This window comes from Micromonospora sp. BS32, from assembly GCF_059089345.1.
In genome coordinates this window covers 196485-221218 of the sequence record NZ_JBSSHR010000008.1, presented here as the reverse complement: position 1 = coordinate 221218, position 24734 = coordinate 196485, and the positions used below count along the sequence as shown (strand labels likewise).

Below are 24734 nucleotides of genomic sequence, written 5' to 3'. Positions count from 1 at the left end.
CTCCGGTCAGCAGGGCGGCGGCAGCTCCCGCTCGTGGCGCTGCTGTCGCAGCTCGTCGGGGAGCAGCTCGCGGAGCTGGTCGGGCAGGAACGGCAGGTCGAGCAGGCTCAGCTTGAGCTGGTTGCGCTCCTGGTAGCGGAGCGGGTCGAAGCGGACCACCCGGCCGGCGTCCCGGCGGTAGCTGATGTCCACCCACCCCTCGGTCGCCGCGTCCTTGAAAATCACCCCGTCCATCTCGACGGCGACCGCCGCCGAGTTCGGCTCCAGCTCCAGCCGGATGCGCTCCTGTGGCGAGAGCACCACCGACCGGGAGATGCCCGCCATCGGCGCCGACGGGGTCACCACCACCGCGTCCGCCGCCGGGGAGACCAGCGGACCGCCCGCGGCGTAGCTGTACGCCGTCGAGCCGGTCGGCGTGCTCACCACCAGGGCGTCGCAGCGGTAGTAGCCGTAGCGCTGGTCGTCCACGGCCAGGGTGGCCGTGACGAAACCGGAGCCGGGCTGCCGGACCAGCGCGATGTCGTTGAAGGCCACCACGTCATCGCCGCACACGTCGCAGGCCAGGCAGGCGTGCGACTCGATGATGAAGTCCTTCGACAGCAGCCGGCTCAGCGCCTCCGGCAGCTCCGGCGGCTCCACCTCCACGAGGAAGCCGAGCCGCCCCAGGTGCACCCCGAGCACCGGCTTCGGGTCGCGCACCGCGGAGCGCAGCGCGCCCAACATGGTGCCGTCCCCGCCGATGCTGATCAGGGCGTCCGCCCGGACGGCCACCTCCGCCGCGGGGACCGGCTCGACGCTCGACGGCACCCGGTGCCCGTCCTCCGCGCGCACGATCAGCGTCTTGCGGTGGCGCGACGCCCACCGTTCGATGATTCCGACCACCTCGGAGACGTCCCGGGTGGGGTGCAGCACCAGACCCAGCCCCGCCACCCGTACAGCTCACCACATCGGGTTGGGATGCACCCGGCGTTTAGGGCAGGGGAAGGTCGCCGTCGCGGTGGGCGGCGTCGCGGACCGCCTTGATCGTCCGCACCCCTCTCACAGCTCCCTGCGTACGTGTCGAAGGCGCCGATGGTGGTCGAGGCAACCGGCTGCTCCCTACAGCAGTTGCCGTCACTGCAGAGATCGACTCTAGTTGGCGAGCGGGGCATTCAGGGGTATACGGGAAGCCCGATCCTCTGGCTGCTCACAGAGCCGGGCGAGTTGTTCAATGACCTTCTCCGGGTCGTCGAACGGGTCCAGCGCCGTGATCTCGGTGGGGTCGAGCGGCGGAACCGGTACGTGCGAGATGAGCGGATGCAGGGGGCGTAGATCCGGCTCGTTCCTGCCGAACAGGTCCTCGTGCAGCTTCTCGCCAGGACGCAGGCCGGTGTAGACGATGCGGGCGGGCCCGGGCGCCCGGGCGGCGAGTTGGCGGGCGACGTCATCGATCCGTACGGGTTCGCCCATGTCGAGGACCAGCGCCTCGCCGTCCCGGCCGATCGCCGCCGCTTGCAGCACCAAGTGCACCGCTTCCTGCACGGTCATCAGGTACCGGGTGACGTCGGGATGTGTCACGGTGATCGGCAGCCCCGCGTCGATCTGGGCGCGGAACGCGGTCACCACGGAGCCGCGGCTGCTCAGTACGTTGCCGAACCGGACGCTGAGAAAGGTGCCCGGGTAGGTCCGAGCGGCGTGCGCGGTCAGCCGCTCGGTGATCCGTTTGGAGTAGCCGAGCACGCTCACCGGATCGGCGGCCTTGTCGGTGGAGATGTTGACGAACTTGGCTACGTCCCGGCAGGCGTCGAGGACCGCCACGGTTCCAGCGACGTTGGTCTTGACCGCTTCACCCGGGTGCCTCTGCAGGAGGGGAAGGTGCTTGAGCGCGGCGGCGTGGAAGATGATGTCGGGCTGCCGCTGGTGGATGACGCGCCGGATGCCCTCGTGGTCGCGGAGGTCGGCGAGGATCAACTCGGGGCCGTCCAGCAGGGCTCGGCCGGAGAGCGAGAGCTGCAGGCTGTGCAGGGCGGATTCGTCCCGGTCGAGCATCATCAGCTCACCTGGGTTGGCCCGCATGATCTGCCGGCACAGTTCGGAGCCGATCGATCCGCCGGCCCCGGTGACCAGGATCCGTCGACCGGCCAGTCCGCTCTCGTTGGTGACCGGGTCGGTCACCACCTGCCGTCGACCGAGCAGGTCGGAGATGTTGGGGCTGCGTACGTCGGTCACGCTGATCCGGTGATCCACCAGTTCGCGAACCGGGGGTAGTACCTTGAACTCGGCGCCGGCCGTCAGAGTCAGCGCGCGGATCTCCCGAATCAGCTCCGCGTTCGCGTTGGCGACGGAGAAGATCAGCGTCTTGGCGCCGGTCCGCTGGACGGCGTTGGCGATCTCGCCGCGATCGCCGAGTACCGGCACATCCTCGATGCGCAGGTGCACCTTTTTCGGGTCGTCGTCGAGCAGGCCGACCGGGAGGTACCGGCCGCGAGGGTCGCTGAGCAACGCCCGCAGCAGCGCCTGCCCGGCCGAGCCCAGCCCGAACAGCAGCACCGGGGTCGCGGAGCGCGCGTCCGGCCGTAGTGCGCGGTGGGTGCGGCGGCGGTACACGAAGCGGATCGCCAGCATGCAGAGCAGCGCAATCGCGGTCCCGACCAGTGGCGAACTGGCCGGCACCGGCCGCTCCATGACCAGGGTGACGGCGAGCAGCAACGCGAGGCCGGTGCAGCCGGTCGTCATGGCCAGGGCTTGCGCCTCCGCTGCGCTGCCCAGCGGGTATCGCCCCCGGTGCTTTCGGTGCGCCCAGGAGATGCCGAGCTGCAGCATGGCGGCGGTCAGACCTGCGGTGATGGCCGCGGCCAGTTGGCTGGCGGTGACATCGAACTCGTATCGGGTCCACACCGCCGCGGTCAGGCCGCCCACCCATGCCCCGCAGTCGGCGGCGAAGAGAGCCTGCACCGGTAGGCGAGGCCCCTTCCGACGAGGTTCGGAAGCGTGCTGGGACGCGCTGATGATGGGCGGCATTCATGCTCCCCTGTGCTACTCAAGGTTCGGGCTCACACGGTCACTGGAAACCCCAGGAGGGGCCACTAACCCGTCATGAGGAAGGTAGCGGGGCGAAACGGAACAGCCGGTGCGAATACGTTTCTAGCTCTCAAAGCCACCCAGAAGGGTGCCGCGCCGCGTTCTCCTGCGTCGATGCCCTACTCGACCAAGGGCGTGAGCGCGCGCGACAGACATGCACCGTCGGGTGCGGCCGGCCCGCAAGGGGCGGATGGTTCGGGCCCCGGTTGTGGATCTCGGTGTGAGCAGCCGGCAGGGGGACGGTTCCACTGGGGGCCGGGCGAGCAGCGCCAGCAACCGCCCAGGGGCGACGGCGTTGACCCGGATGCTCTGCGGGACGAGACGCAGCCCATATTGTCGCTATTGCCCTATCATATGCCGATTTACCCAGCTCCGTAACCTTTGATGCACTCTGTCGTTTCACGGGTGTGAGCGATCGTGGCGGGTGGTGAGGGCGCCGGTAGGGGCGGCAGCCCGGCGGGCGACGTTCGACCGGACGACCGTGGAAATCACCGTAGCGACACGCGTCTTCCCTGACACGAGGCCGCGTGCGCTCCGGTGCTGTGCTGCTTGTTGATTGGGCATCCCCGGATCCCTGGCCGAACCAGGCGGGGCCACCCAGGAAGTCTGAAAGGGGGCGCAGTGGTGACCGGTCGGCAGGTCAATAGCACACTGATGCATGCCAGCAGGCCGGAATATTCCCGACCAGCAACCGGGGCGATCAGGCGCGGAGACTGCAGTGTTGTGGCGAGCCAGGAGCCCGCCGCCGCACAATGCCCGCCGTCGGTCGGGCTGACCGTGTCTCTTGTCGCCGCTCTACTGTTCGTGATTGTTGTCCTGGTCTATATCGTCATCGTCGCGCAGCCTCCGTCGCCCTACCCGGCGGCGATCGGCAGCACAGTGGTGTACTTCGTAGCACTGCTGGTCGTGCCCGCCGCCCGGCCGGTGATGCCTGTCGTGTCACCCCGCAACGTGTGTGTAGCGGTCTGGTTCCTGGTCTTGATCGCCCTGCCGGTGGCCATCAACGTCGTGCCGCCGTGGGCCGGCACTCTGCCTTTCATCCCACCGGACCAGATGATCAACGCGGCCATCCTGCTCAACACACTGGCCTTCATCGCATTCTTCGTGGGAGCCAGCTGCATCCGGGCGGGCGAACGTGGGGCCTCGCGCCGGCCGCAGAGCGGCTGGGGCACGCGAGGGATGATCATCTGTTATTCGGCTGTCGGAATTATCGGTGTGTTCGCACGTATGGGCACTCCAAGTCATCTGATCGCCTACTTCCAGGGCCGAATCGACGTCTCGCAACTCGAGAGTGTAAGCGCACCCGTGAGACTATTTGCTTCGATGGGTCCGCCCTTCCTGTCGTTCGCGTTTGTGCTGCTGATAGATCAGCTCAGGAGGTCGGGCCGCCATACCCTTCCCAGAATCAGCCTGTGCCTGATCGGGATCATTGCGCCGCTGAGCTTGTACAGCTACAACCGGGCTGCAGTGGTGGTGCCCGTTACGGCCGTCCTGGGCGCATTTGGTCTGCTGGCGAGGCGACCGCGAACAGCGGTGACGGCAATCGCTCTGGTCGCCGTGTTTCTCGTCGCCTATCAGGTGGGCAATATCCGACGCGAGTTCCTGGGAACCAAGGGTGGTCAGTACTCTCTCGCGGAGGTCGGCCTTGACGCGAGCCCTGCCCCCTCTATGCTCGAAAACGTACAGGTCTACGGCCAGAGCCCCCAGTTCGCGGCGTTCGCCCTCGGCTCCGCCCCCGCGCAGAACTTTCCCGGAGAACTGCTGCTGGCCTCGGCGCTCTCACCGGTTCCCTCGCTCGGTACGGCCTTCCGCGATTCGAATGGGACCGCAGTTTACAATCTCGCCATCTATGGCACTCGTGACACTGCTGACCAAGTTCTACCACTGTCTGTGGAAGCCTGGTGGAGCCTCGGGGTGTTGGGTGTGCTTCTCATCTTTGGCTTATTCGGCGCCTTCTTAGAGCGGGTGCAGCGGGGGTTTTCGCGGGCAACCTCATTCGCCGACGCGTACAGCCTGTCGGTTTTCGGCATCTGGTTGAGCTTCACACCGATCGTCTCCATGTTGGTCGTGTCGCAGTTATTTCTATTCTTCGGTCTGCCAATGTTGGCCTTCAGGCTCCTCTCGGCCACCGGCCACGGTCGTTCGGGCGTACCTCGATAGGCGAAGATCCCTGGGGCCACCGTCTTGCCCTGCCGCTACATGTTCCATGGATGAGACCGGCGAATACCGGATGTCGGTACTGCGGTGTCTTGGCCAATGGGCGGCCGGTTATCGACCGCTCCCGATGACTTGGTCGCGCGCAACATCTTGAGAGTCGCGTCAATCACTGAGAGGAAGAAACAGTCATGTCGCTCGCTCTGTACGTCGGTGTCCAGTCCGGGAGTCATCTCTACCTTCCGCATCTTGGATATGTGCGCTCTCTCCGCCGCTTTGGTTGGACGGTCGATGAACTGTCGGCGGCCGACGCCGCCGTGACGGATCTCGGGAGCTACAACCTCATCATCTGGAATGCAATGTGTCCGGAGTCCGTCCTGCGGCGTATTCGACCCAAGAGCCAGACGCTGGTGCTCATGAACGGCGCGGGCGACCACCTCGGTCACTACGCGAAGTACGCGGACCGGATCGCGGTTGCCACCAGCAGTCTGGCGTACTTCGACGAAACGAGGACGCTGCTACGGTGGCGGCATCTGGACCCCAGACGCGCAATCTCCCGGCAGTATTTCCACACACTGCGGTATGCGCGGTACTTCCACCGATTCGCCAGCCCACGGTTTTGGCGTGAGCTGGGAATTCCGCTGCTGTACCTGCCCTTTGCCGCCGACCCTGAGATCTTCCATCCCACCGGCGTGACTCCGGACCTGGTCTGGTCGTTCGTCGGTCACATCCGGGCTCGCGTCCTCGTGAAAGAGTTGATGAGGGAGAGCGACCGGCGGGGGTGGGCCTACGAGGTTCATTCTCCTGAGACGGGAAACCGGATGGACCCGCTTGAGCTGAACGATCTCTATAACCGATCCATGATCGGCTTCAATGAGCAGCACCAGATGCACTTTGGTCGGGAGCTGAACGAGCGTACGTTCGACCTGGGTATGGCCGGGCGGTTGCAGATCTCAGACATGGGATGGTTGGGAGCCCGGGAGACCGGCCAGTTCGCGCGGTTCTACAACGGGAACGTCGGAGTCGGTCGGGACCTGGGATATATTGTGAAGCTCCTGTCCAACCGCGACCTGCCGGATCCCGTGGGTGTTCACGCCCATTTCAGGCGGCACCATTCGTTCGAGGCGCGACTGGCGGTACTCAGTGCCGCGCTGGGCCAGGATCTGTCACTCGGCAAGATGGATCTTTCGCACGGACAGGTGGCCTACGAAGGCGTGATTCACACCCCGGCAGTGATCTGAGACGGCTGCCGAGACTGGCCTCATCACGTTGGGAAGGCACCTCAGACGCCGGACCACCGGGATATCCGCGATAAGCGGCAATAATGTGTGAAGTCCTTTCGCCCGCAGGAAGTTGCCGGCTGGTAAGCCCGCTGAGCCTGTCTTCCGCTCATGGCCGGCACCCCTGTCCGTTCGGGCTTCGCAGTGGATTGAGGAGAAGCTGTGGGTCTTTCAGTCGCGGACCGTCATGCACGGCTCCGGGACTTGTTGAGGGTGGGCAGCCTCGGAAGGGCATCGGTCATCACTGCGCTCGGATCGGGTGCCGCCGGAGCGGTCGGAGTGTTGGCGGCACTCGCGGGGGCGGCTGTGCTCGGCTCCGAGCAGTACGGGGTGTTCGCCTTCTTGACGCTAACCGTCGGCGTGCTCAACTCCTTCGCCGTACCCGGACTCGCGCCGCTGGTGAACCAGGCGATAGCGGCCGCCGGCGACGCGCGACGGGCTGGAGCCCTCACTTCGGTGGCGCTGTCCTTCGTCGCTGTCCAGTTGTGCATCTGCTGCACGGGTTTCCTGTTGTTGGTCGACGTAGCCAAGGTCGACTGGTCGGGCCGGGGAATTGAGCTGCTGCAGGGCTTCGGGAGCGCGGTGGCGGTGTGGTGGACCGTGGCAAGCGGTGTCTGGATCGTGATCTCGGCGGTGTTCGCCGGACACAAGCGGTTCGCCACCCTGGCCAAGCTGACCCTCGCCAGGGCGGTGGTCGTCGGAGGAGCCACGGTGACTGTCGGGGCGATGTACGGCTCAGCGACGCTCTCGGCCGCTGCGGCGGGTGTCGTCGAGATGGCGTTGACGGCTCTCGGTCTGGTGATCGTCCTCAAAGAGCGATGGTTGACCCCCCCCGCAAGGCACCAGGTCGTGGCGCTGGCCGGGAGCCTAGTCCGGCGTGCGATCCCGGCCGGTGTGGCCGCACTGTCGATCAATGGTGCGGCCTGGCTTCTGCAGAGCCTCTTGTTGTCCGGAGCGGACGGACTGGCCGAAAACGGTGGATTCGCGCTGGCCAGTCGGCTGAGCCTCATTGTGAGCTTTTTTCCGGGCGCGCTCGCAAACTCTTCCATCGCCTTTGTGGCAGGTCCGGGCGACCCGCTGCGGACGCGATCCGTCGCGCTCCGCGTGGTGAAGATCGGTACGACCCTCGCGGTGGCGGCAGCGCTTTCGGTTGTCGTGGCGGCGAGCTACCTCCCGGCACTGGTGGGTCCGACTTACGGACAGTTCCGCTCGGTTATTGTGACCATGGCGTTGGCTGGCGTCGCTGTCTCCGCCAATCACCTGCTCGGCAGTGTGGCGGTCAGCCTGGGCAGGATACGTGCCTGGGTGATCAGTGACGTCATACTGGCGGCCGCGTTGTGCATCCTCGCGGTTCTCCTGGCTCCCCGGTACGGCGCGGATGGTGCGGCGATCGCAACCGGCTGCGCCTATGCCGTTTCGGCCGCCTTGCTCGCTGCCGTTCTGATCCCCAGTGTCATGAAGGGAAGATCGCCGGAACGCGATGGTGATTCGTCAGCCGACTCACCCTTCCGGGCCGTTCGTTCGCCAATTCAGAAAATCCCCATGTCTGAGGCGGCCCCCACGGGAGATGATGGGATTCGGCGACCTGGCCTGTCCTGATTCGTCGCGGCTCAGGCAAACCGCGCCGCTGATGGCGGTCGCGATTTCCGCTCTGGAGTCGGCACCGCGAACTTCGCGGTCAGGACTTGCGTCACGCTACTTAAACCGGTCGTGGTTTCCACCGCCCATGCACGAGGAGGTCAATATATGAGGGTACTGGTGGCTGGGGGCGTTTTCCGTCACTCGGCGGAGGAGCTGGCCAGGAGGGAACCCGCCCCGGAAGTCGTACTCGTCGAGGGACTGCGGAGGCGCGGCATTGAGGTGCGCGCCTGTCGACTTGAGGATCGTGGGACAGTGGCCCTGGCTCGCGAGAGCGACATCGTCCACGTACACCATTTGTCGAAGGCGGCGGTTCTCGCAGCTCTCTCGCCCCTCGCGCGCCCGTTCGTCTTCACGGCGCACCGTTTCGCGCCGCCGCCGACCCCGCTGCAGCGGAGGGCCCAGCGGGTGGTCATGTCCCGGGCAACGGCGGTCGTCTGCCTGAGCCAGGTGGAGGCGGAGCAGACAAGAAGCCGCTATTGCCTCCCAAGGTCTCGTGTGGAAGTGATTCCGAACGGGATAGGCATCTCCAGTAACGTCTGTCAACCCCGTCGGTTGACCCCCGACGGCCAGGTCATCCTTCTGTTCGTTGGTCAGCTCATCGCGATGAAGCAGATCCATCGGGTCATCGAGGCATTGTCTGATCTGCCCCGACAGGTCGTCCTCCGGCTCGTCTACCACAACGACGAACTGGAGTGCCGGCTGCGGGAGCAGGCCCGCGCCCTGGGGGTTCTCGATCGGGTCACCTTCGTCGGCCAACGCAGTGGGTCGGAACTCATGGAGGAGTACCGGCAGGCTCATCTGCTCGTTCTGCCGTCCGAGCTCGGGTACGAATGCCTGCCCAGCGTCGTCACCGAGGGCCTTCTGACCGGTCTGCCGGTGGTGGCCAGCGAGGTCGGGGGCGTCCCGGACCAGGTGTGCGACGCAGGCGTGCTGGTCAGCCCGTCCAGCTCGGAAAGTCTGGTACCGGCGATCACGGCTGTGCTGCAGGCGTACGAACACTTCGCAAACCGCGCGCTCGCGCGTGCCCGAACCACCGCCAGCGACTACTCGGTCGATCACATGATCGCCCGGCATCTGGATCTCTACCAGCGCCTCGCAAGGCAGGGTGATGAAAGGTGAGGATTGTCCATATAGGCACCTCGGATGTGCCAGTTCTGCACCGCTTCGGGGGAGCGCTCCAACGCAGGATCATGGAAATGGCGCGGCTGCAGGCCGCCGCCGGTCATGAGGTCGTCGTGCTCACTCCGGGTGAGCAACCCGCCGTACAGGACGTGGACGGGGTCGAGGTCAGAAGCCTTCCGCTGCGGAGCCGTCGGCCCATGCGGGACTACGAAATGTTGATCGGTGCGAGGCGGTGGCTGAACGGCGTACCCCGCCACGACGTGTTGCACGCCCACGGATCACCCGTCGCGGCAACCGCACTGAAGAGCAGGTTCGCCGCAGCCGTGCAGTCGGTCGATTTTTTCCGGTACCGCGGTACCTCCAACGGGGCAGTGCGCCGTTATTATCGCGCGCGCCTTGACGACTTCGACCTGATCCTGGCGGCGTCGGATTTCTGCGCCGGTCAGTTCGTCGGCTTGTATCCGAATCTCACAGACAAGACGCAGATCCTCTACAACGGAGTGAACGCGCGCCAGTTCCGCAACGACCCGGAGGAGGCCCGCCGAGCGCGTTCGGCGCTGAATCTGCCGTCCGGGCCGCTGGTGGTGTATCTCGGCCGGGTTTGCGAGCAGAAGGGCTCCGACCTGCTGGCGCCGTTGGCGGCGGCCCTCTGGCGGACGCTACCGCAGGTGACCGTCGTGGCGGCAGGGCCGCCCGAGCGCTTTGCGCGCAGCGGCCCGTCTGAGCTGACGAAGGCCCTCGCCAGAGCAGGAGTGCGATGCCTCGGGGCGGTGGACGAGAGGTTCGTCGCCGGACTTCTGTCCGCGGCTGACGTGTGTGTACTCCCGACCCGAAGGGATGAGATGTTCGGCATGGCGGCGCTGGAGGCTGTCGCCTGCGGAGCGCCTGTGGTGGCCACGGCCCTCGGCGGGATTCCAGAGGCCGTCGGTCCATGTGGCCTGTTGTTTCCGCAGGGCGACGAACGTGGCTTCATCGAAGCCGTGACCCGGCTACTCCAGGATCCGGAGCTTGCGAGGACCCTTCGCGCACGAGCGCCGCAGCATGTTGCGCGGTTCGAGTGGTCGTCGATAGTCAATGAAGCCGCGAACTACTACGACAAGGTTCTTTCGTGAGCGAGTTGATCAGTGTACTCATGCCCATTGCGCCACGTTCCGCCTGGCTTGGCCAGGCTGTTTCGAGCCTGATCGCGCAGACTCACCAGGACTGGCTCCTGGTGGCGGTTCTCGATGGTGATTGCGACCAGAACCACGCCGTCCTGCAGCAGCCCGAGCTGTCCGGCCGGGTACGCGTCAAGGTGGTACCACCCGGATCGGGCGTCGCGACGGCGCTGAACGCCGGCTTGGAGGCGAGTCCGACCGAACTTGTCGCGCGGTTCGACTCGGATGACATCTGTGAACCGGAGCGACTTCGTAAACAGATTGCGGAGATGCGCGCGCGGCCCGAACTGGTGGTGCTCGGTTCCAGCGCCACGGTGATCGACGAGCGCGGCAGGAACATGGGCAGGATGTCCGTCCCGGTTGGTCCAGATCGGGTACGGCGGCAGTTGCTGTGGCGGAACGCAATCGTTCACCCGTCCGCAGTCCTGCGACGGGAGCAGGTCCTGCGGGCCGGTGGCTACGACCCGACCTTCGTCCGGGCACAGGACTACGAGTTGTGGCTCCGCCTGTCCCGCCGCGGTCTGCTGGACAACCTGGCGTCGCCGCTCCTTCGGTACCGGAGGCATTCCCAACAGCACAGCAGACCCATCACGGAGCGGGGGGAGACCATGCAGCTCCGGCTGGCCCGTCGCCGGGCGGCCGGGCCCCGTCCCGGACGCGTCGCGCTTTCGGACGCCCGGTACTTCGCGTGGTTGACCGTGCAGCACGTGAAGGCGTGGCATCGTGGCTAGGTCGGGGTCGGCGTCCGTGCTCTTCCTGGCCCCTCTGGGTACGACCCTGGAAGGCTTCGTGGCGCCGGTGTCCCGCGCGCTCCGGCCATACGGGCTGCGGCCGGTGGCCGTTGCCGGCCGCGGAAGCGTACCGCCGTCGCTGTACCGGAGCTTCGACGCAGTGCATGAGATCGCGCCATTTCGGCGGGAAGGCCTCAGGAACCTCGCCCGAGCGCGACAAGACGTCGCACGGATCGTGCGCGAGGAGCGGGTGGATCTGCTGCACCTGCACACCCCGTACGCGGTCGCAGTCGGGCGCGTCGTCTCCCAGGTCACGAGGATTCCACACGTGGCGGTGGTGCACGGGACGCTCTTCGGTGCCCCCGGCAGGGCCGGCCAGCTCTTCTCGGCCGTCGAGGCGGTCTCGGCCTGGCTCACCCCCACCTACGTCACCCTCAATCCCGACGACCAGGAGATCTACCGCCGACTCGCTCCGCGCAGCACGGTGCACTTGGCACCCTGCGGGGGAGCGGGTGTTGACGCGGAGCGCTTGCTTGCGTCCGGACCCGACGAGCCGGTGGGGGAACGGCGGCCGCCGCGGGTCGTCGTGATGGGCCGGCTGACGCCGGACAAGAACTTCGATCTGGCCGTCAGCGCCTGGCGGGTGGCGCGGCGATCCGTACCGGACCTGGAACTGCGGATCGTCGGCTCGACCAGCATCGGTGAGCCCGCGTGGGTGCCGCCGGACGAGCCCGGCATCAGCGCGATCGGGTGGACACCGGAACCGGGTGTCGAACTCGCTGGGGCCGATGTGGTGCTGTCGACCAGCCTCCGCGAAGGGTTCGGGCTGACCGTGGCCGAGGCGTTGGTAGTGGGAACGCCGGTGGTGGCGGTCGACAACCGGGGGACCCGCGGGATCGCCGAAAAGGTCGCGGAGGGACTGACGCTCGTCCCGCCACGAGCTGCTTCCATTTCCTCTGCACTGCTCTCACAGTTGCGGGCACGCACCGTACGAATCGGGCCGGGGGTGCTGGAGTCCTGGCAGCAGGAGAACGTGGTTGCCTTCCACGCTTCGCTGATCCTCGACGCCCTCGCCAGATCAGCCGGCGGCGGACGCAGGGACAGGCGAGGCGGAGCGGCCACCGCGCCTTCGGAAACGGTGGGGGTTCGGTAGGTCAGCGTGACGCGCCGCGCTCGGCGTCCACAAGTGGCTCAAGGGTGCCCATGAAGTCATCAGGTGCTGTCGGGTGGCCATCGGCCGTGATGCCCTCATGGCGAAGGACCTTGACCACGGTGGCCAGCAGAATGCGGAGATCGAGGCGGAAGCACCGCGCGTCGACGTACTGGACGTCGTAGGCGAACTTCGCTTCCCAGCTCAACGAGTTGCGGCCCCGTACCTGGGCGAGTCCGGTGATGCCCGGCCGCACCTCGTGGCGGCGGGCCTGCTCCGGTGAGTACCGCTCGAGGTACTCCATCAGGAGGGGGCGGGGTCCCACCAGACTCATGTCGCCACGCAGGACGTTCCACAGTTGCGGCAGTTCGTCGAGACTGGTCCTGCGCAGCCACCTGCCGAGGGATGTCAACCGCTCGCCGTCAGTCACCCGTCCGGGCCCGATCGGATGCATCGTCCGGAACTTCTGCAATTCGAACGGCCTGCCGTTCAGACCCGGCCTGGTCTGCCGAAAGAGCACTGGCCGCCCCATCGCCAGAGCGACTGCGATGCTCACGGCCAGGATGACTGGCGACAGGAGCAGTAGCGCGAGGCTCGCGATGAGAATGTCGAGTCCCGGCTTGAGCCGGTCGTATCGGTGAGGTGCGGCAGTCACGTCTTCTCCAGCAGAGTTGTCAGATCGTCGGGCTACGGTGCGCCGGCTGGTGAGTTTCTGGCTCGCGTCTTGCATGCCTGCCTCACGCGTCCCACCTGGGGCCCGGTCATCGGCTTTCCAGGAACTGTTCGATCGTATCGAGGACGCGGACACTCTGTTCCTCGCTCGTCGCGCAGCCACTGGGGAGATTGAGGCCGTCCGTGAAGAGTCGTCCGGCCGCGCCGGTAAGCCTCGCACGCGTGCCGGCGAACACCGGTTGCAGATGCATCGGCTTCCATACCGGCCGGGTTTCGATGTGGTGGGCGCCGAGGTGGGCGGCGAGGTCCGCGGCCCTCCATCCGGCCACTGCCGAATCGACGACGATCGTCGTAAGCCAGCAGTTGGCACCTCGGTCGTCGTCCGCCAGCAGGCGCACGCCGGGAACGGCGGCGAAGAGCTTGGCATAGCGCTCCCGCAACTGTCGGCGCCGCGTCACGATGTCGTCCAACCGGCGCAGCTGCGCCCTTCCGACTGCGGCGAGCAGGTTGCTCAACCGGTAGTTGTAGCCCACCTCGTTGTGTTCGTAGTGCGGGACCGGCCGACGAGCCTGTGTCGACAGGTAGCGGCAGCGGGCGACCAGATCGGCGTCGTCCGAGAGGAGCATGCCACCGCCGGACGTCGTAATGATCTTGTTCCCGTTGAACGACAGCACGCCGGCCCGGCCGAACGAGCCGGCGCCGCGGCCGTCCTGGACCGCCCCCAGTGCCTCGGCGGCATCCTCCACGACCGGCACCCCGGCCTCCGTGCAGAGCGGCAGGATCCGGCTGTAGTCGGCGCAGGCGCCGAACATGTCCACCGGCATCACCGCGGCGACCCGGCGGCCACCGGCGCGCAGATCGCGGAGCAGTTCGTCCAGCAGGGTGGGATCGAGGTTGCCGGTGGCGGGCTCGCAGTCGACAAAGACCGGTTCCGCCCCCGTGTAGACCACGGCATTGGCCGTCGCCACGAAGGTCAGGGTGGGCACCACGACGACGTCTCCTGGTCCGGCGCCGAGGGCGAGCAGGGCCAGGTGCAGGCCGGCGGTGCCCGAGGCCACCGCCACGGCGTGCGCGCAGCCGACCCGCTGGGCGACCTCGCGTTCGAACGCCTCCAGGTGCGGTCCCGCCGGTGCGACCCACCCGGATCGGAGCGCGTCCAGGACGTAGGACTCCTCGAGTGGGCCGACATCGGGAGGCGACAGGAGGACCGGATCGGTCACGGGACAGGCTCCTTGGTGGATGCGAACACCGGTCGCCCGCGCAGCCGGCGGGGATAGGTATCGAGGGCATCCGGCGCTCAGTGTGGTTCGGGCATACGCGTCCGAGCCGCTGGAATGTTCTTTCGAGGCTAACGAGGAGAATGTCCGCCCGTGGCCGTATTGCTATCTTTCGGGGATAAGTGATGCAACTCGGCGCGGCAATCGTCCACCGTGGGCGCAGGCTGGAGGGTGGCCGAGTCGGTCTTCGATGCCCAGGAAACTGCCCCCGTAGAGTGGACCGACCACGATGTCGCCGAATGGCGGATGGGAGAGGCATGCTGCACCTGAGGATCATCGCTCCTGCCGACCAGTCGGCGGCGGTGGCCGACCTGCTGGCCGCGGATCCCGGGGTCACTCACCTGGCCGTGCTCAACGGAGCCGGCCGCCAGCCCGCGGGTGATCTGATCCTCTGCGATGTCGTGCGGGAGAGTGCGGACGGCGTGTTGCACGGACTCCGGCAGTTGGGGGTCGAGGCCCGCGGTGGGATCGCCGCCGACGATGTGGAGTTGACCCTGTCGACCGCCGCCGACCGGGCCGCCCGGGACGCTCCCGGCAGCGGCGCCGACGCGCTGGTCTGGGACGAGATCGCCGCCAAGACCGGTGAACAGACCGAACTGTCCGGGACCTACCTGGTCCTGATCGTCGTCGCCACCATGATCGCCGGGATCGGCGTGCTCCTCGACCAGCCCATCCTCATCGTCGGTGCGATGGTGGTCGGCCCCGAGTTCGGTCCGCTCGCCGCACTCTGCGTCGCGTTGCTGCGGCGCAAGGCGAAGATTATCGTGCGGTCGGTGCAAGCCCTCGTGGTCGGGTTCCTGGTCGCCATGGTCGCCACCGTGCTGAGCACCTGGGCGCTCACCGCCGCCGGTCTCGTCAGCCGGGAGATGCTGCTCGCCGAGCGGCCGCTGACCGACTTCATCTGGCGGCCCGACGCGCTCTCCTGGGTGGTCGGCCTGCTGGCCGGGGTCGCCGGGATGCTCTCGCTCACCTCGAAGAAGTCCGGGTCACTCGTCGGGGTGCTGATCTCGGTCACCACCGTGCCCGCAGCCGCGAACGTCGCCGTCGCCGCCGCGTACGGGGTCTGGCACGAGGCCGCCGGGTCGGCTCTTCAGTTGGTCATCAACCTCTGCGCCATCGTCCTCGCCGGCCTCGTGACCCTGGCCCTGCAACAGCTGTGGTGGTGGAATGTGGCTCGCCGCACCACCGGGCCGATCACCCCCCGGCGTCCCCGCCCTCCAGCCGACGATCGAGCAGCGTCCGCAGGGGGACGGATTCGCCATCCCGACCGCCCGCTCCGATGACCAGCGGCGGCGGTTGCGGGCGCGGGTCGGCGCCGAGCAGCCGGGCCCGCAGGTTGGCCGCGACGGTCAGCAGGTAGATCCGTCCGTCGGCGTCGACCGCGCCGCTCGCGATGCGCTGTCGCTCGCCACTCCCGGAACCTCCGTGAGGGGCATACACCGGTTCGACTGCTTGCAGCGTTTTTAGCAGGTAATGTCCGGATTCATGGTGGATCAGGTGCATCCTGGCGAGATAGGTCGGCCGTCCCGACCGCCGTGGAATCCGCGGGGCGACGACACCGGGCGACGGCGACGTCGACGGTGGTTGCCGAGGAGCCGGTGGGCCCGGGCGACCATCCTCGTCGCCGCCCTCGTGCTGCTGCTCGTGATCGGCGGCGGTGGGGTCGGCGGGTGGATCTACGTGCGGTCACTGGAGAAGCAGGTCGAGAAGGTGGACGCCTTCCACGGGCTGCAGGAGGAGCAGCGGCCGGTCCGGGCCGCGGATTCCGCGCTCAATTTCCTCATCGTCGGCAAGGATCAGTCCGAGCCGGGCGACACCGTCTCGCGTACCGACACCATCATGCTGGTCCACGTGCCGCACAGCCGGGACCGGGCGCAGGTCATCTCGATCCCGCGGGACACCTGGACCACCATCCCGGCGTCCCTTCCTGAGGACGGCGGCGGTCCGCGGAAGGCCAAGATCAATGCCGCGTACGCCTGGGGCGGGACGCCCCTGCTGGTCCGGACGATCGAGGGCTTCACCGGAGTACGCGTCGATCACGTCGTCGTGGTGGACTTCGCCGGCTTCGGAAAGGTCATCGACGTGCTGGGCGGGGTGGACGTCAACGTCGACCGTCCCTTCACCTCCGAGGTGTCAAACGGACGGGTCTACCAGCCGGGAGTCCATCACATGGACAGCACCGTCGCCCTGGACTACGCACGGCAGCGCAAGCAGTTCGCCGACGGCGACTACAGCCGGATGCGCCACCAGCAGGCCATCATCAGCGCGGTGATGCAGAAGGCCAGCCGCACGGGCATCCTCACGAACCCCGCGCAGCTCAACGACTTCCTCCGGGCGACCGCCGGCGCCGTGCAGGTCGACCAAGAGCTGCCGGTCTTCGACACCATCTGGAACCTGCGTAGCGTCAGCGCCGGGGACGTCACCATGTTGATCAGCCCCACAACTGGCGTGGGGATGGTCGGTGACCAGAGCGTGATCTTCCCCGACATGGCAGCCTCGGCGAAGCTCTTCGCGGCGGTCAAGAACGACACCATGGACGAGTGGCTGGCTGAGAATCCAAACGCCCACAACTCCCCGAACTGACCGAGCCCTGCGGGTGGTCCCTGACCCACCTCGATGGTGGGCCCGGGACCACCGCCCAGCGGATCGCTCCGGGCCGGGCCCGCGTGGCCGGCTCAGAGGCGGGGCCCGGCGCGAGGGTGATCCGTCAGGCCAGGCCGGCCCGGCGCAGGGCATCGGCCACCGCGCCGTTGGCCGGTGGTGGGGGAGTGCCCCCGCGGCGACCCTGTCGCTGCTGCGCCCCACCGCGCGAGCCGCTCCGGTCACCCTGGTCCCGACCGCGCTCGACCCCCGGGTCAGCCCGGGGCGCGCCTCGGGCACCACCGCGCTCACGGCGCCCGCCGTCCGTCGGCCGCCCGGCGCCTGGCTGCCCCTCGTCCTCCAGCCGCAGGGTCAGCGAGATGCGCTTGCGCGGCACGTCCACGTCGAGCACCCGGACCCGGACCACGTCGCCGGACTTCACCACGTCGCGCGGGTCCTTGACGAAGGTGTGGGACAGGGCCGACACGTGCACCAGGCCGTCCTGGTGCACGCCGACGTCGACGAACGCGCCGAACGCGGCCACGTTGGTCACCACGCCCTCCAGCACCATCCCCGGTGTCAGGTCGCCGATCTTCTCCACCCCCTCGACGAAGGTGGCGGTACGGAACTCCGGCCGCGGGTCCCGGCCGGGCTTCTCCAGCTCGGCGAGGATGTCGGTGACGGTGGGCAGGCCGAACGTGTCGTCGACGAAGTCGGTCGCCCGTAGGTCGCGCAGGATGGTCGACTTCCCGATCAGCGAGCGCAGATCCTGCCCGGTGCTGGCCAGGATCCGGCGCACCACCGGGTACGACTCGGGGTGGACGCTGGAGGAGTCGAGCGGGTCGGCGCCGCCGGGGATGCGCAGGAAGCCGGCGCACTGCTCGAACGCCTTCGGGCCGAGCCGGGCCACCTTCTTCAGCTCCGACCGGGAGCGGAACGGGCCGTTGGCGTCCCGGTGCAGCACGATGTTCTCGGCCAGCCCGGCGCCGATCCCGGAGACCCGGGTGAGCAGGGGAGCGGACGCGGTGTTGACGTCGACGCCGACCGCGTTGACGCAGTCCTCGACCACCGCGTCGAGCGAGCGGGAGAGCTTCACCTCGGACAGGTCGTGCTGGTACTGCCCGACGCCGATCGAGCGCGGGTCGATCTTGACCAGCTCGGCGAGCGGGTCCTGGAGCCGGCGGGCGATGGAGACCGCGCCGCGCAGCGACACGTCCAGCCCCGGCAGCTCCTGGGAGGCGTACGCGGAGGCGGAGTAGACCGACGCGCCGGCCTCGGAGACCACCACCTTGGTCAGGTTGAGCTGCGGGTGCCGCTTGATCAGCTCGCCGGCGAGCTTGTCGGTCTCCCGGCTGGCGGTGCCGTTGCCGATCGCGATCAGCTCCACCCCGTGCGCCCCGGCTAGCTTCGCCAGGGTCTCGATCGAGGCGTCCCACTGCCGGCGCGGCTCGTGCGGGTAGATGGTGTCGGTGGCGACCACCTTGCCGGTGGCGTCCACCACGGCCACCTTCACTCCGGTACGCAGGCCCGGGTCGAGGCCCATCGTGGGGCGGCTGCCGGCCGGCCCGGCGAGCAGCAGGTCGCGCAGGTTCATGGCGAAGACCCGGACGGCCTCCTCCTCGGCCGCCTGCCAGAGCCGCATCCGCAGGTCCGCCCCGAGGTGGATGAGGATCCGGGTACGCCACGCCCAGCGCACCGTGTCGGTCAGCCACCGGTCGGCGGGCCGCCCCTGGTCGTTGACGCCGAACCGGCCGGCGATGGCCGCCTCGTACCGGGTCGGGCCGGTGACGGTGGCGTCGGAGTCGCCGTCGGCCTCCGGATCCATGGTCAGATCGAGCACGCCCTCCTTCTCGCCCCGGAACATGGCCAGGATCCGGTGCGAGGGGAGCTTCGGGAACGGCTCGGCGAAGTCGAAGTAGTCGGCGAACTTGGCGCCGGCGGCCTCCTGGCCGTCGCGTACCCGGGAGACCAGCCGGCCCCGCGACCACATCTGCTCGCGCAGCGTGCCGATCAGGTCGGCGTCCTCGGCGAAGCGCTCGATGAGGATGGCCCGGGCGCCCTCCAGCGCGGCGGCGGCGTCGGCCACCCCCTTGCCGGCGTCGACGTAGCCGGCGGCGACCGCCTTCGGGTCCTGCGTCGGGTCGGCGAGCAGCGTCTCCGCCAGCGGCGCCAACCCGGCCTCGCGGGCGATCTGCGCCCGGGTCCGCCGCTTCGGCTTGTACGGCAGGTAGATGTCCTCCAGCCGGGACTTCGAGTCGGCCGCCATGATCTGCGCTTCCAGGGCCTCGTCGAGCTTGCCCTGGCTGCGGATGGACTCCAGCACCGCGGCCCGCCGCTCGTCCAGCTCGCGCAGGTAGCGCAGCCGCTCCTCCAGCGTGCGCAGCTGCGCGTCGTCGAGCAGGCCGGTGGCCTCCTTGCGGTAGCGGGCGATGAACGGCACGGTGGCGCCGCCGTCGAGCAGCTCCACGGCCGCCCGCACCTGACGTTCCGCGACGCCGAGCTCGTCGGCGATCCGCTGATGAACAGACTGGGTCACGATCTTGATCCGCCTTCGCTGTGGGTTCCGTGCTGCATTCTGCCGGCCGCCCCCGACGCCGCTCGCCACACCCGCCCGACGCGCCTGCGCTAGCGTGGCGATCATGGAACAAGCTGCGGATCCGCGGGCGCGCCGGCTCTTCGGCGGCAGCGCCCGGGCGCTCGGCGACCTGGCCGCCAGCCCGTTCCGGGCCGACCGGGACCGGATCGTGTCCTCGCCGTTCTTCTCCCGGCTGAACGGCGTCACCCAGGTGATCAGCCCGGGCGGCTCCGGCCTGCTGGTGCACAACCGGCTCACCCACAGCCTGAAGGTCGCGCAGGTGGCCCGGGCGATCGCCGAGCGGCTCACCGCCGACGACCGGCACCGGGACCTGCTGGAGAAGCTCGGTGGCTGCGACCCGGACGTGGTGGAGGCCGCCGCGCTCGCCCACGACCTGGGTCACCCGCCCTTCGGGCACCTGGGGGAGCGGGTGCTGGACCAGCTGGCCCGGCAGCGGCTCGGGCTGGCCGACGGGTTCGAGGGCAACGCGCAGTCGTACCGGATCGTCACCAGCACCGAGATCCGGGGCGCCGCCACCACCGGGCTCGACCTGACCGCCGCGGTCCGCGCGGCGATGCTGAAGTACCCGTGGACCCGGCTGGACCATCCGGACCCGCACCCGCGTCACCTCTCCCCGGCGCCGCGGGGCGCCGCCGCCCCGCCCGACGACCTGGAGAGCGGCTCGCTGAAGTTCGGCGCGTACCGCACGGAGCTGGCCGACCTGCGCCAGGCGCGGGAGCCGTTCGCCGGCCGGATCGCCGAGTGGCAGCAGACCGTCGAGGCGTCGGTGATGGACACCGCCGACGACATCGCGTACGCCATCCACGACGTGGAGGACTTCTACCGGGTCGGAGTGCTCCAGCAGGGGGCGGTGGCCGCCGAGCTGATGGCCTGGCAGCGCGAGGGCGGGCACCTGCGGGCGATCACCGACGGGGCCCTGGCCGGCGCGGCCCGCCGTCCCGGCTCGGCGATCGAACGGCTCCGCCGCCAGCTGCACCGCAAGGACGCCTGGATCGCCGACGACGAGGCGTTCGCCGCCGCCGTCGAGCACGTCCGGCAGGAGCTGGTGGAGGGGCTGCTGGCGCTGCCCTTCGACGGCTCGATCGAGGCCGAGCAGTACGTGGCCCGCTTCTCCGCCCGCTGGACCACCCGGTTCGTCGACGCGATCACCGTGGTCGGCGAGCCGGACGTGCGCTCCGGGCACGTGCTGCTGGGCCGGGCCCAGTGGCACGAGGTGCAGGTGCTCAAGTTCGTCCACCACCGCTTCGTGCTGGCCCGCCCGGACCTGGCCCTGCACCAGCGCGGCCAGGCCCGGCTGCTGGGCACCCTGGTCGAGGCGCTCTGGGAGTGGCTGCTCGACCCGGAGGAGGAGTCCCGGCTGCCCCGGCGGCTGCACGACCTGGTGGAGCTGGCCGAGGCGGAGCTGCACCCGCGTACCGCGGACCGGGTCGGCAAGGCCAGGGGGCGGGCGATCGTCGACTTCGTCGCGCAGCTCACCGACGGTCAGGCGGTGGCGATGCTGGACGCCCTCTCCGGCCGCTCCGGCGCCCTCTGGACCGACGCCTTCGTGCTCTGACCGGGCCCGCCGGCCGGCGGGCCCGGCCAGAGCCGGGTCAGGCGACCGCCTGCCACCAGCCGTCCACCGGCGGCGGGTCGTCCACCACGACGCGCTCGCCCGGTCGGGGCACCGCGAGCCGCACGTCGCGGGCCTTGGCCTCGGCCCAGAGCCGGTCCACCGGCTCGGACCAGTCGTGCAGGGCCAGGTTGAACGTGGCCCAGTGCACCGGGATGAACAGTCCGCCGCGCAGGTCGAGGTGGGCGGAGACCGCCTCCTCGGGGAACATGTGGATGCCCGGCCAGGCCCGGTCGTACGCGCCGATCTGCATCAGCGTCACGTCGAACGGGCCGTGCGCGGCGCCGATCTCGGCGTACCCGTCGAAGTAGCCCGAGTCGCCGGTGTAGAAGACCTTCCGGTGCGCCCCGGCCACCACCCAGGAGCTCCAGAGCGTGCCGTCGCGGCGCAGGCCCCGGCCGGAGAAGTGCTGGGCGGCGGTCGCGGTGATCTCCAACCCGCCGACCCGGTGGCTCTCCGACCAGTCCAGCTCGACGATCCGCTCCGCCGGCACGCCCCACCGGTCGAGGTGGACGCCGACGCCCAGCGGCACCAGGAACGGCGCGGACTGCCCAGCGACCAGCGCCCGCACGGTGGCCATGTCGAGGTGGTCGTAGTGGTCGTGGGAGATGAGAATCGCGTCGACCGGCGGCAGCTCGTCGAGGCGGACGGGCGGTTCGTGCAGCCGCTTCGGGCCGACCGCCGCCGACGGGGAGCAGCGGTCGCTCCACACCGGGTCGACGAGCACCCGGTGCCCCTCGATCTCGATCAGGGACGAGGCGTGGCCGTACCAGATGATGCCCAGTTCGCGTTCGGCGTCGCTCTGCGGCGCGGGCGCCGGGCGCAGCAGCGGCACCGGGGCGGTGGGGCGCCGGCGCTGCTTGCCGAAGATCAGCTCCCAGACCAGGTTCCGGCCCGGCTCGCCGGACATGGTCCGGGTGGCCGTCCGGTTGTGGAAGGTCCCGCCGCGGAACTGGGGGGAGCGCTCCGCCCGCTCCGCCCGGGCCCCGGTCAGCCGGCCGCCCAGCTGCGCCGGGACGTCCCGGGCCGTCCAGGCCAGGCCGGCCATCGCGGCCAGCCCGGCCATCCGCCACAGCCGGCCGCCGACCGCCCGCTCGAGTTCCCGTTCCGCTGGTTCCCGCATCTTCGCCCCTCCGCCGTGTCCCGCAGTACACGGTAGTCACCGTGTCGCCCCCGTGCCGGGCCGAGTCCGCCGCCGGTACCCGCGGCCGGCCGGGATGCCGTGTGGTCAGCGCAGCCGGCGCAGCACCGCCGCCCCGGCGGAGACGGCCGTCCCACCGATCGCCCGGGCGGCCCGGGGCAGGTCGGGCAGCCAGCCGCCGCGCACCGCCTCGCCGGCCGGGTTCGGGGTGAAGACCACACCCTCGTTCGGGGGCACCGGGTGGTTCGTCAGCCCGCCGATCCGCATCAGCGGCCCGACGAGCGCGTCGTACACCGCGGGGAATGCGGTGAAGCCGACCCGCATGACCACGTTGACCCGGCCCACCGAGACCTCCCGGCGGGGCCGGTCGGCGCAGTGCGCGATGGCCCGGGCGACCCGCTCCGGGGTGGTGATCGGCAGCGGCGGCCGGCCCGTCCGGCCCACGTAGTTGGCGGCCTGCTGGTAGACCGGGGTGTCCACGCTGCCCGGGGTGACCAGGCAGACGTTCACCCCGGACAGGTCGCGGGACTCCTGCTGCAACGCCCGGGTCAGGCCCTGCAACCCCCACTTGCTGGTCACGTAGCCGCTCATGTACGGCGCGGTGATGTGCCCGAGCACCGACCCGGTGAGGATCAGCGTCCCGCCACCGGCGGCCTTGAACTGCCGCAGGGCCACCCGGGCGGCCCCGGCGGCGCCCAGCAGGTCGGTGCGGACCACCCGCTCGAAGACCTCCTCCGGGATCTCCTCGAAGCGCCCGTACGCCATCACCGCGGCGGTGTGCACCCAGACGTCGATCCGGCCGTACCGCTCGATCGCCGCCGCGGCCAGCGCGTCGAGTGCTCCCGGCTCGGTGACGTCGGTCGGCACGTCGTACGCCTCGCCGCCCGCCTCGGCGCACTCCCTGCGTACCTGCGCCAGGGTGGTCGGGGAGCGGGCGGCGAGGACCAGTCGGTCCCCGCGCCCGGCGAACTCGCACGCGGCCGCCCGACCGATGCCACTGGTCGCCCCGGTGATCACCACTACCCGGCTCACGGTGCGAGCACGACCTTCACGCAGCCGTCCTCCTTCTTCTGGAACATCTCGTACGCCTTCGGCGCCTCGGTCAGCGGCACCCGGTGGGTGCGCAGGTCCTCCACGCCCAGCGGGTCGTCGTCGCCGGCGAGCAGCGGCATGATCTCGTCGGTCCAGCGGCGCACGTGGCACTGCCCCATCCGCAGCTGGATGCCCCGGTCGAACATCTCCATCAGCGGCATCGGGTCGACCTCGCCGCCGTACACGCCGGAGATGGAGACGGTGCCGCCACGGCGGACCGCCTTGAGCGCGGCCTTGAGCACCACCAGCCGGTCCACGCCGACCTTGTCGGTCATCGTCCGGGCCAGCTTGTCGGGGAGCAGCCCGGCGGCGGTCTGGGCGAGCTTGCCCGAGGTGGAGCCGTGCGCCTCCATGCCGACCGCGTCGATCACCGCGTCCGGGCCGCGCCCGTCGACCAGGTCGATCAGCGCGCCGGGGACGTCGTCGAGTTCGGTGACGTCGAGCGTCTCGATGCCGTGCCGGCGGGCCATCGCCAGCCGCTCCGGCACCAGGTCCAGGCCGATCACCCGGCCGGCGCCGAGGTGCCGGCCGATCCGGGCGCAGAACTGCCCGACCGGGCCGAGCCCGAAGACCGCCAGGGTGCCGCCGGGCGGGGTGTCGGCGTACTTCACCGCCTGCCATGCGGTCGGGAGGATGTCGCTGAGGTAGAGGTAACGCTCGTCGGCGCCGGTCTCCGGGATCTTGATCGGGCCGAACTGGGCCTGCGGGACCCGCAGGTACTCGGCCTGCCCGCCGGGGACCGAGCCGTAGAGCGAGGTGTAGCCGAACAGCGACGCGCCCTTGCCCTCGGCGGTCACCTGGGTGGTCTCGCACTGCGCGTAGAGTTGCCGCTCGCACATCCAGCAGTGGCCGCAGGCGATGTTGAACGGCACGACCACCCGGTCGCCCGGCTTGAGCCGGGTCACCCCCGAGCCGACCTCCTCGACGATGCCCATCGGCTCGTGGCCGAGGATGTCGCCGGGCTTCAGGAAGGGCCCGAGCACCTCGTAGAGGTGCAGGTCGGAGCCGCAGATGGCGGTCGAGGTGATCCGGACGATGGCGTCGGTCGGCTCCTCGATGCGGGGATCGGGTACCTCGTCCACGCGTACGTCACGCTTGCCGTGCCAGGTCAGTGCCTTCATGCCTGTGTTCCCCTCTCGGTGCCGTCCATGGGACTGCTACCCGGAGGGGGTGACTTGAACCGGACACGCGCGGGCGTGGACGTGGCGGCCGACCCGGTTTCCAGGGCGGCGGACCGGGTGATCGCGGGACACTGACGGGATGCTCTTCGGAAGCTGACGGGATGCTCGTCGCAGCCTACGAACGTGATGCCGTTGACGACATCGGGCCGATGCGGGCCGGGCGACGGGGCAGATGGGACCGGCAGCGATGACGTCGCCGCCATCAGGTTTGTAGCGCCCGTCGAGCCCGTCCACCGCCGTCCGGCACCGCCGCCCCGGCGGCCGCCCGCCGCCTGCCGCCGCGTGCCC

Annotated in this window: 18 protein-coding genes and 1 pseudogene; 10 read left to right on the top strand and 9 right to left on the bottom strand. The window is 69.3% G+C overall.

Annotated elements, in window-relative coordinates:
• Nucleotides 1–6: 6 nt before the first annotated feature.
• Both AC5RWQ_RS15345 and AC5RWQ_RS15340 read right to left on the bottom strand, forming a co-directional pair.
• Nucleotides 7–921: an NAD(+)/NADH kinase gene (locus tag AC5RWQ_RS15345; protein WP_494283418.1), complete on the bottom strand. Its 915-nt coding sequence runs from the start codon at nucleotides 919–921 to the stop codon at nucleotides 7–9.
• Between the two features lie 210 nt (nucleotides 922–1131).
• Nucleotides 1132–3000 carry a polysaccharide biosynthesis protein gene (locus tag AC5RWQ_RS15340; protein ID WP_494283390.1) on the bottom strand — a complete coding sequence of 623 codons (1869 nt, stop codon included), beginning with the start codon at nucleotides 2998–3000 and terminating at the stop codon, nucleotides 1132–1134.
• A 783-nt stretch (nucleotides 3001–3783) separates the two neighbouring features.
• Here AC5RWQ_RS15340 and AC5RWQ_RS15335 point away from each other — a divergent pair.
• From AC5RWQ_RS15335 to AC5RWQ_RS15305, 7 genes are all read left to right on the top strand, one after another.
• Nucleotides 3784–5220 (top strand): hypothetical protein, encoded by a 1437-nt coding sequence (locus AC5RWQ_RS15335; RefSeq protein WP_494283389.1) that lies wholly within the window; start codon nucleotides 3784–3786, stop codon nucleotides 5218–5220.
• Between the two features lie 185 nt (nucleotides 5221–5405).
• On the top strand, nucleotides 5406–6455 hold the full coding sequence (locus tag AC5RWQ_RS15330; RefSeq protein WP_494283388.1) for a CgeB family protein: 1050 nt from the start codon (nucleotides 5406–5408) through the stop codon (nucleotides 6453–6455).
• A gap of 369 nt (nucleotides 6456–6824) precedes the next feature.
• The gene (locus tag AC5RWQ_RS15325; RefSeq protein ID WP_494283387.1) at nucleotides 6825–8093 is read left to right on the top strand and encodes a lipopolysaccharide biosynthesis protein; all 1269 of its coding nucleotides are present in this window, start codon (nucleotides 6825–6827) and stop codon (nucleotides 8091–8093) included.
• Between the two features lie 111 nt (nucleotides 8094–8204).
• Nucleotides 8205–9254, top strand: a complete 1050-nt coding sequence (locus AC5RWQ_RS15320) for a glycosyltransferase family 4 protein (RefSeq protein WP_494283386.1) — start codon at nucleotides 8205–8207, stop codon at nucleotides 9252–9254.
• Complete coding sequence (locus AC5RWQ_RS15315; RefSeq protein ID WP_494283385.1) at nucleotides 9251–10369, top strand: glycosyltransferase family 4 protein; 1119 nt, start codon at nucleotides 9251–9253, stop codon at nucleotides 10367–10369. Before AC5RWQ_RS15320 ends, AC5RWQ_RS15315 begins: the two co-directional genes overlap by 4 nt.
• Nucleotides 10366–11145 (top strand): glycosyltransferase, encoded by a 780-nt coding sequence (locus tag AC5RWQ_RS15310; RefSeq protein WP_494283384.1) that lies wholly within the window; start codon nucleotides 10366–10368, stop codon nucleotides 11143–11145. Before AC5RWQ_RS15315 ends, AC5RWQ_RS15310 begins: the two co-directional genes overlap by 4 nt.
• A gap of 16 nt (nucleotides 11146–11161) precedes the next feature.
• Nucleotides 11162–12298, top strand: a complete 1137-nt coding sequence (locus AC5RWQ_RS15305) for a glycosyltransferase (RefSeq protein ID WP_494283383.1) — start codon at nucleotides 11162–11164, stop codon at nucleotides 12296–12298.
• Between the two features lies 1 nt (nucleotide 12299).
• Here AC5RWQ_RS15305 and AC5RWQ_RS15300 read toward each other — a convergent pair whose 3' ends face one another.
• Both AC5RWQ_RS15300 and AC5RWQ_RS15295 read right to left on the bottom strand, forming a co-directional pair.
• Nucleotides 12300–12950, bottom strand: a complete 651-nt coding sequence (locus AC5RWQ_RS15300; RefSeq protein WP_494283382.1) for a sugar transferase — start codon at nucleotides 12948–12950, stop codon at nucleotides 12300–12302.
• Between the two features lie 106 nt (nucleotides 12951–13056).
• On the bottom strand, nucleotides 13057–14187 hold the full coding sequence (locus AC5RWQ_RS15295; protein WP_494283381.1) for an aminotransferase class I/II-fold pyridoxal phosphate-dependent enzyme: 1131 nt from the start codon (nucleotides 14185–14187) through the stop codon (nucleotides 13057–13059).
• 314 nt (nucleotides 14188–14501) lie between these two features.
• Between AC5RWQ_RS15295 and AC5RWQ_RS15290 the strand changes: the two genes are divergently transcribed.
• A complete protein-coding gene (locus AC5RWQ_RS15290) occupies nucleotides 14502–15527 on the top strand; it encodes a DUF389 domain-containing protein (RefSeq protein ID WP_494283380.1) in 1026 nt (341 codons plus the stop codon).
• On the opposite strand, the pseudogene AC5RWQ_RS15285 reads toward AC5RWQ_RS15290, so the two are convergent.
• Nucleotides 15439–15642: pseudogene (locus AC5RWQ_RS15285) on the bottom strand (hypothetical protein); the annotation flags it as partial. The gene AC5RWQ_RS15290 and the pseudogene AC5RWQ_RS15285 overlap by 89 nt on opposite strands.
• Before the next feature lie 186 nt (nucleotides 15643–15828).
• Between AC5RWQ_RS15285 and AC5RWQ_RS15280 the strand changes: the two are divergent.
• The gene (locus AC5RWQ_RS15280) at nucleotides 15829–16827 is read left to right on the top strand and encodes an LCP family protein (RefSeq protein WP_494283379.1); all 999 of its coding nucleotides are present in this window, start codon (nucleotides 15829–15831) and stop codon (nucleotides 16825–16827) included.
• Between the two features lie 124 nt (nucleotides 16828–16951).
• On the opposite strand, the gene AC5RWQ_RS15275 is transcribed toward AC5RWQ_RS15280, so the two are convergent.
• Nucleotides 16952–19360, bottom strand: a complete 2409-nt coding sequence (locus tag AC5RWQ_RS15275) for a Tex family protein (RefSeq protein ID WP_494283378.1) — start codon at nucleotides 19358–19360, stop codon at nucleotides 16952–16954.
• A 103-nt stretch (nucleotides 19361–19463) separates the two neighbouring features.
• Here AC5RWQ_RS15275 and AC5RWQ_RS15270 point away from each other — a divergent pair, with 103 nt between their 5' ends.
• Complete coding sequence (locus AC5RWQ_RS15270) at nucleotides 19464–20975, top strand: deoxyguanosinetriphosphate triphosphohydrolase family protein (RefSeq protein WP_494283377.1); 1512 nt, start codon at nucleotides 19464–19466, stop codon at nucleotides 20973–20975.
• A 37-nt stretch (nucleotides 20976–21012) separates the two neighbouring features.
• Here AC5RWQ_RS15270 and AC5RWQ_RS15265 read toward each other — a convergent pair whose 3' ends face one another.
• The 3 genes from AC5RWQ_RS15265 to AC5RWQ_RS15255 form a co-directional block, all read right to left on the bottom strand.
• Nucleotides 21013–22155 (bottom strand): MBL fold metallo-hydrolase, encoded by a 1143-nt coding sequence (locus tag AC5RWQ_RS15265; RefSeq protein ID WP_494283376.1) that lies wholly within the window; start codon nucleotides 22153–22155, stop codon nucleotides 21013–21015.
• Between the two features lie 105 nt (nucleotides 22156–22260).
• Nucleotides 22261–23205, bottom strand: coding sequence for an SDR family NAD(P)-dependent oxidoreductase (locus AC5RWQ_RS15260; RefSeq protein WP_494283375.1), 945 nt, complete (start codon nucleotides 23203–23205; stop codon nucleotides 22261–22263).
• Nucleotides 23202–24386, bottom strand: a complete 1185-nt coding sequence (locus AC5RWQ_RS15255) for a zinc-dependent alcohol dehydrogenase (RefSeq protein ID WP_494283374.1) — start codon at nucleotides 24384–24386, stop codon at nucleotides 23202–23204. The genes AC5RWQ_RS15260 and AC5RWQ_RS15255 overlap by 4 nt, the downstream gene beginning before the upstream one ends.
• Nucleotides 24387–24734: the final 348 nt, after the last annotated feature.